This window comes from Streptomyces sp. NPDC058469 (genome assembly GCF_042721125.1).
In the GTDB taxonomy this organism is placed as follows: domain Bacteria; phylum Actinomycetota; class Actinomycetes; order Streptomycetales; family Streptomycetaceae; genus Streptomyces.
This window is the reverse complement of sequence record NZ_JBHXME010000009.1, coordinates 116,655-123,190: the sequence shown is the minus strand read 5'-3', so window position 1 is coordinate 123,190 and position 6,536 is coordinate 116,655. Positions and strand designations below refer to the sequence as shown.

Here is a 6,536-nt window from a genome sequence, read left to right as displayed (position 1 = left end):
CCTCCAGCCGGGGTGGGACCGCTCGGGCCGGCCCCGAAACTCCGTCCGGGTCGTACGGACGCCACGGCGACGGGCGCGGACGAGCCCTGTGCGGGGCGCGGGTGAACCCGGCGAGGGCCGGCCGTCCACCGACACCCGGTCCATGGCCGAGGGCCGCCTCCAGGGCCCTCGTACCCCTCCCACGGCGAAGCGGACCGCACCGGACCAGCCGTCTTCCACCCGGCCCGCAGGGCCGTACCCCCTCCCTCTGGGCCTACGCTGAACGTATGAGCAAGCAGAGCGGACGCGGGCGCGTCACGGGCCTTCCGGAGTGGGACCGGTGCGCGGTCATGGGAGTCGTGAACGTCACCCCGGACTCCTTCTCCGACGGCGGCCGCTTCTTCGACACCACGGCAGCCGTCAAGCGCGGCCTCGGCCTGGTCACCGAGGGCGCCGACCTGGTGGACGTCGGCGGTGAGTCCACCCGCCCCGGCGCCTCCCGCGTGGATGAGGCCGAGGAACTCAAGCGCGTCATCCCCGTCGTCCGCGGCCTCGCCTCCGAGGGCGTCACCGTGTCCGTCGACACCATGCGCGCCTCCGTCGCCGAGCAGGCCCTCGCCTCGGGCGCCGCCCTCGTCAACGACGTCAGCGGCGGCCTCGCCGACCCCGCGATGATCCCGGTCGTCGCCGCCTCGGGCGCCCCCTTCGTCGTCATGCACTGGCGCGGCTTCCTGGAGGGCGGCAACGTCAGGGGCGTCTACGACGACGTCGTCACCGAGGTCGTCGACGAACTGCACGCACGCGTGGAGGCCGTTCTGGCCGGCGGCGTCGCCCCCGACCGTGTCGTCGTGGACCCGGGCCTCGGCTTCTCCAAGGACGCCGAACACGACCTCGTCCTCCTCGCCCACCTCGACCGCCTGCTCGCCCTCGGCCACCCCCTCCTGGTCGCCGCCTCCCGCAAGCGGTTCCTCGGCCGGGTCCTCGCCGGCCCCGAGGGAGCGCCCCCGCCCGCGCGCGAGCGCGACGCCGCCACGGCCGCCGTCTCCGCACTCGCGGCGCACGCGGGCGCGTGGGCGGTGCGCGTCCACGAGGTCCGCGCCACGGCCGACGCCGTACGCGTCGCACGCGCCGTCGAAGGAGCGCGCGCCCCGGGCGCCCGAGCGGCTTCGCACACCAGCTCCGAGGGAGCCCTGTGACCGCCCCGCACACCGACGTCGAGCAGGTGGAACTCGCCAACACCGCGTTCTACGAGACGCTGGAGCGCGGCGACTTCGACGAACTGTCCGCGCTCTGGCTCACCCCGGCCGACCTCGGCGTCGACGAGGAGTACCACGACCCGGCGGACAGCGGCGTGATCTCCTGCGTGCACCCGGGCTGGCCGGTGCTGACCGGTCGCGGCGAGGTCCTCCGGTCGTACGCGCTGATCATGGCGAACACCGAGTACATCCAGTTCTTCCTCACCGACGTGCACGTCTCGGTGACCGGCGACACCGCGCTGGTGGCCTGCACGGAGAACATCCTCAGCGGCGGCCCCTCCCCCGACGACAGCGACGAACTGGGCCCGCTGGTGGGCCAGCTCGTGGTCGCCACGAACGTGTTCCGGCGCACCCCCGAGGGCTGGAAGCTCTGGTCGCACCACGCGTCCCCGGTTCTGGCCGAAAACGACGAGGACGACAGCGAGGACACCCCCACCTGAGTGGGTAGGCGCCCCCTCGGAGAACCCGGCGGACCCCCGGCGGACCCCGTTCGGTCCCCGTCGCAACCCGTCGGGACCAAGAAGTGGTTGGAATCACGAACCCCGGGGTAGGGGCGGCTACCGACCCATGAGCCACCGGGTTCCCCAGGGGAAACGCTCGATGAACCCTCTGGCCCCGGACAGTGCCCACGCCCTCGTGGCCCGGCGTTGTCAGTGCCCGCAGGTAGATTCGTTCGAGGCCGGGGTACCGCCCGCACACGGTACGAACCGGCCACCACCGACGATTGCAGGAGTGATTCGCGTGGATCGTGTCGCGCTGAGCGGCCTGAAGGCCCGCGGGCACCACGGCGTGTTCCCCAAGGAGCGCGAGGAGGGCCAGACCTTCATCGTGGACCTCGTCCTGGGCCTGGACACCCGGCCGGCCGCCGCCGACGACGACCTGGCGAAGACCGTGCACTACGGCATCGTGGCCGAGGAGGTCGTGGCCGTCGTCCAGGGCGAGCCCGTCAACCTCATCGAGACCCTCGCCGAGCGCATCGCGCAGACCTGCCTGAAACACGAAGGGGTCGAGGAGGTCGAGGTCCGCGTCCACAAACCGGACGCCCCGATCACCGTCCCCTTCGACGACGTGACCGTCACCATCACCCGGAGCCGAGTATGACCTTCTCGTTCACCGAGGGTCACAGCGACCCGACCGTCCAGCCGGTGCCCGCCTCCGTGGTGCAGCAGGTGGACGCCGCCGACACCACGCTCAGCAACCCGAAGCGCGCCGTGATCTCGATCGGCGCGAACCTGGGCAACCGCCTGGAGACCCTCCAGGGCGCCATCGACGCCCTGGAGGACACCCCCGGCGTCCGCATCAAGGCCGTGTCGCCGGTCTACGAGACGGAGCCGTGGGGCGTCGAGCCCGGCAGCCAGCCGTCGTACTTCAACGCGGTCGTCGTCCTCAAGACCACCCTGCCCCCGTCCTCCCTGCTGGAGCGGGCGCACGCGGTCGAGGAGGCCTTCCACCGGGTCCGCGAGGAGCGCTGGGGCGCGCGCACGATCGACGTCGACATCGTCGCGTACGCCGACGTCGTCTCGGACGACCCGGTCCTGACGCTCCCCCACCCGCGCGCCCACGAGCGGGCCTTCGTGCTCGCGCCGTGGCACGACGTGGAGCCCGAGGCACAGTTGGCCGGCCGCGGTCCGGTCGCCGATCTCCTCGACGTCATCACGCGTGACGGTGTCGCGCCCCGCAAGGATCTGGAACTCCGGCTGCCCGAGTAGTCGTTAAGGTCGAGACGACCACAACGCCCGGACAGGGCACGGGGAGCTGAAGGGACACCGTGAGAGAGCTGCGGATCAGGGTGCTGGCCGGCGTGTTCGTCATCGCCGGAGTGCTGTCCTGGGCGGGGGCCCGCCTGTGGAGCGCGGTGGGGACCCTGCCAAGCGTCCCACTGGCCGCGCCCATCGTCCTCGCCGTGATCGCCGTGGTCCTGCTGGCCACGGCGCTCTCGCTGCGCGCCCGCCTCAAAGCACAGCGCGAGCGCCGCCCCGGCGCCAAGGGCGTCGACCCCCTGATGGCCGCCCGCGCGGTCGTCTTCGGCCAGGCCAGCGCCCTGGTCGCCGCCCTCGTCTCCGGCATGTACGGCGGCACGGGCGCCTATCTCCTGGAGTCCCTGGACATCCCGGCCCGCCGCGACCAGGCCATCTACGCCGGCTTCTCGGTCCTGGCGGGCATCGCGGTGATAGTCGCCGCGATCTTCCTGGAGCGCGTCTGCAAACTCCCGGAGGACGACGACAACAACACGGCCGGGGCAACACCGGTCACCTGAGCGCCCCAAACGGGACTGGGGCAGCGCCGGTCACCTGAGGCGCCCAAAGGGGCGCGAGGAACGGCGCGACCAGCCACAACGAAGCCGCACCCGACAGACGACCCCCGTCACGGCACGGTCCACCCAGCGGAGCGCTACCGCGCCATGATCAGACTCATCGCCTCGTTGCGCGTCGCCGGATCGCGCAACTGCCCCCGCACCGCCGAGGTGATGGTCTTCGCGCCGGGCTTCCGCACGCCCCGCATCGACATGCACATGTGCTCGCACTCGACGACGACGATGACACCCCGCGGCTCCAGGATCTCCATCAGGGAGTCCGCGACCTGCGTGGTGAGCCGCTCCTGCACCTGCGGCCGCCGGGCATAGACGTCCACCAGCCGGGCCAGCTTCGACAGCCCCGTGATCTTCCCGTCGGCGGACGGGATGTAGCCGACGTGGGCGACACCGACGAACGGCACCAGATGGTGTTCACAGTTGCTCAGGACCTCGATGTCCTTCACCAGGACCATCTCGTCGTGCCCCAGGTCGAACGTCGTCGTCAGCACGTCCTCGGGCTTCTGCCACAACCCCGCGAATATCTCCTTGTACGCCCGTGCCACCCGCGCCGGTGTCTCCCTGAGCCCCTCACGGTCCGGGTCCTCGCCGACCGCGATCAGCAGTTCGCGTACGGCGTTCTCGGCGCGCTTCTCGTCGAAGACGCCGATCGTTCCCTCGCCGTCGAGCGTCACGGGGTCGGTCATGTCGTGCCTCGTTCCTGTGCGGGTCGCGTGTGGGGCACACGCCTCAGCTGCGGGCAAAAGGAAATGCCGCGTCCCCCAGGCTAAGACCAGGGGGACGCGGCATCCATTTCGGGCCGTGTGAGGCTCGCGTCAGTTGTCGGGGCGGTCCTCCGGAGCCTTCTCCAGCGTGGGAGAGGACTCGGCGGTCGCACCGGCGGTGATCGCGGGACCCGCGCCGTTCGTCCCGTTCGTCAGTGACAGCTCCTTGGGGGAGAGCACCGGCGGGCGGGTGGACGGCGTGCGGCGGGAGGAGCCGGTCCACGAGGGACGGGCCGGACGCCGGATGATGGGAGTGAAGACCTCGGCGATCTGCTCCTTGTTCAGCGTCTCCTTCTCCAGCAGCTGGAGCACGAGCGCGTCGAGCACGTCACGGTTCTCGACCAGGATCTCCCAGGCCTCGTTGTGCGCGTTCTCGATGAGCTTCTTGACCTCTTCGTCGACGAGCGCGGCGACCTCTTCCGAGTAGTCGCGCGGGTGCGACATCTCCCGGCCCAGGAAGGGCTCGGTGTTGTCGCCGCCGAACTTGATCGCGCCGAGACGCTCGGTCATGCCGTACTGCGTGACCATCGCGCGGGCCGTGGCAGTGGCCTTCTCGATGTCGTTCGCGGCGCCCGTGGTCGGGTCGTGGAAGACCAGTTCCTCGGCCGCGCGGCCGCCCAGCATGTAGGCGAGCTGGTCGAGCATCTCGTTGCGTGTGGTCGAGTACCTGTCCTCTTCCGGCAGGACCATCGTGTAGCCCAGAGCACGGCCTCGGGAGAGGATCGTGATCTTGTGGACCGGGTCGGAGTTGGGGGAAGCCGCCGCGACCAGGGCGTGTCCGCCCTCGTGGTACGCGGTGATCTTCTTCTCCTTGTCCGACATGATCCGGGTCCGCTTCTGCGGGCCCGCGACCACACGGTCGATCGCCTCGTCCAGCATGAAGTTGTCGATCAGCTTGCGGTTGCCCCGGGCGGTGAGCAGGGCGGCCTCGTTGAGGACGTTGGCCAGGTCCGCGCCGGTGAAGCCCGGCGTACGACGGGCGACCGCGGAGAGGTCGACGTCCGGTGCGACCGGCTTGCCCTTCTGGTGAACCTTGAGGATCTCCAGACGGCCCTGCATGTCCGGACGGTCGACCGCGATCTGGCGGTCGAAGCGGCCGGGGCGCAGGAGGGCCGGGTCGAGGATGTCGGGCCGGTTCGTCGCGGCGATGAGGATCACGCCGCCCTTGACGTCGAAGCCGTCCATCTCGACGAGCAGCTGGTTCAGCGTCTGCTCGCGCTCGTCGTGACCACCGCCGAGGCCGGCGCCGCGATGGCGGCCGACCGCGTCGATCTCGTCGACAAAGACGATCGCCGGAGCGTTCGCCTTGGCCTGCTCGAACAGGTCACGGACTCGGGAGGCACCGACACCGACGAACATCTCGACGAAGTCGGAACCGGAGATCGAGTAGAAGGGCACCCCGGCCTCGCCCGCGACGGCGCGCGCCAGCAGGGTCTTGCCGGTGCCGGGAGGGCCGTACAGGAGTACGCCCTTGGGGATCTTGGCGCCGACGGCCTGGAACTTCGCCGGCTCCTGGAGGAACTCCTTGATCTCGTGCAGTTCCTCGACGGCCTCGTCGGAGCCCGCGACGTCCGCGAACGTCGTCTTCGGGGTGTCCTTGGTGATGAGCTTGGCCTTGGACTTCCCGAAGTTCATGACTCGGGAGCCGCCGCCCTGCATCTGGTTCATCAGGAACAGGAAGACGACCACGATGAGGACGAAGGGGAGCAGCGACAGCAGAATCCCGACGAAAGCGTTCTGCTTCGTCGGCGAGACCGTGTAGCCGTCCGGAATCTGCTTGTCCTGGTACTTGGTCTGCAGCGTGGCCGCGAGGTCCACGCCTTGGTCGCCGATGTAGCTCGCCTGGATCTTGGAGCTGCCGTCGACCTTGACGCCGTCCTTGAGCGTGGCCTTGATGGTCTGCTCGTCGCCGGTGGTGATCTTGGCCGACTCGACCTTGTTGTCATTGATCGCCTGGACGATCTGGCCGGTGTCCACCGTCTTGTAGCCGCCGGACGAGCCGACGACCTGCATCAACACGACCACGGCAAGGACGGCCAGCACGATCCACATGACCGGCCCACGGAAGTATCGCTTCACGTCCATCCATACGGAGCGAAGTCGCTCCGTCCCTCCTGCCATAGTGAGTTTGATAAAGACAGTTCTTCTGACGGTACCCCAGCATGGTGGGCCGAAGCCGCACGGGACTGCTGGGAGACCCGTCTGCATGCTCCAACGGCGCGAAAC

Annotated in this window: 7 protein-coding genes; 5 read left to right on the top strand and 2 right to left on the bottom strand. The window is 69.9% G+C overall.

What is annotated here, in order from left to right; genetic code table 11:
* Nucleotides 1-266 precede the first annotated feature (266 nt).
* The 5 genes from folP to ACFWP5_RS08010 all read left to right on the top strand — a co-directional run bounded on the left by folP (nt 267) and on the right by ACFWP5_RS08010 (nt 3,492).
* The gene (folP, locus tag ACFWP5_RS08030; protein ID WP_384151984.1) at nt 267-1,175 is read left to right on the top strand and encodes a dihydropteroate synthase; all 909 of its coding nucleotides are present in this window, start codon (nt 267-269) and stop codon (nt 1,173-1,175) included.
* On the top strand, nt 1,172-1,675 hold the full coding sequence (locus tag ACFWP5_RS08025; RefSeq protein ID WP_384151981.1) for a nuclear transport factor 2 family protein: 504 nt from the start codon (nt 1,172-1,174) through the stop codon (nt 1,673-1,675). Before folP ends, ACFWP5_RS08025 begins: the two co-directional genes overlap by 4 nt.
* Nucleotides 1,676-1,976: 301 nt before the next feature.
* On the top strand, nt 1,977-2,336 hold the full coding sequence (gene folB / locus ACFWP5_RS08020) for a dihydroneopterin aldolase (protein ID WP_033286136.1): 360 nt from the start codon (nt 1,977-1,979) through the stop codon (nt 2,334-2,336).
* On the top strand, nt 2,333-2,944 hold the full coding sequence (folK, locus tag ACFWP5_RS08015; protein WP_384151978.1) for a 2-amino-4-hydroxy-6-hydroxymethyldihydropteridine diphosphokinase: 612 nt from the start codon (nt 2,333-2,335) through the stop codon (nt 2,942-2,944). Before folB ends, folK begins: the two co-directional genes overlap by 4 nt.
* 59 nt (nt 2,945-3,003) lie before the next feature.
* A complete protein-coding gene (locus ACFWP5_RS08010) occupies nt 3,004-3,492 on the top strand; it encodes a DUF3180 domain-containing protein (protein ID WP_384151975.1) in 489 nt (162 codons plus the stop codon).
* 134 nt (nt 3,493-3,626) lie between these two features.
* On the opposite strand, the gene folE is transcribed toward ACFWP5_RS08010, so the two are convergent.
* Together folE and ftsH are read right to left on the bottom strand one after the other, a co-directional pair.
* A complete protein-coding gene (gene folE, locus ACFWP5_RS08005) occupies nt 3,627-4,232 on the bottom strand; it encodes a GTP cyclohydrolase I FolE (protein WP_317773667.1) in 606 nt (201 codons plus the stop codon).
* A gap of 129 nt (nt 4,233-4,361) precedes the next feature.
* On the bottom strand, nt 4,362-6,395 hold the full coding sequence (gene ftsH / locus ACFWP5_RS08000; RefSeq protein WP_384151972.1) for an ATP-dependent zinc metalloprotease FtsH: 2,034 nt from the start codon (nt 6,393-6,395) through the stop codon (nt 4,362-4,364).
* Between the last annotated feature and the right edge of the window lie 141 nt (nt 6,396-6,536).

What these genes read in the sequence shown, in the direction of transcription:
- ftsH (WP_384151972.1), bottom strand. Translation starts at nt 6,395, where the DNA reads ATGGACGTGAAGCGATACTTCCGTGGGCCGGTCATGTGGATCGTGCTG.
- folK (WP_384151978.1), top strand. Translation starts at nt 2,333, where the DNA reads ATGACCTTCTCGTTCACCGAGGGTCACAGCGACCCGACCGTCCAGCCG.
- folE (WP_317773667.1), bottom strand. Translation starts at nt 4,232, where the DNA reads ATGACCGACCCCGTGACGCTCGACGGCGAGGGAACGATCGGCGTCTTC.
- folP (WP_384151984.1), top strand. Translation starts at nt 267, where the DNA reads ATGAGCAAGCAGAGCGGACGCGGGCGCGTCACGGGCCTTCCGGAGTGG.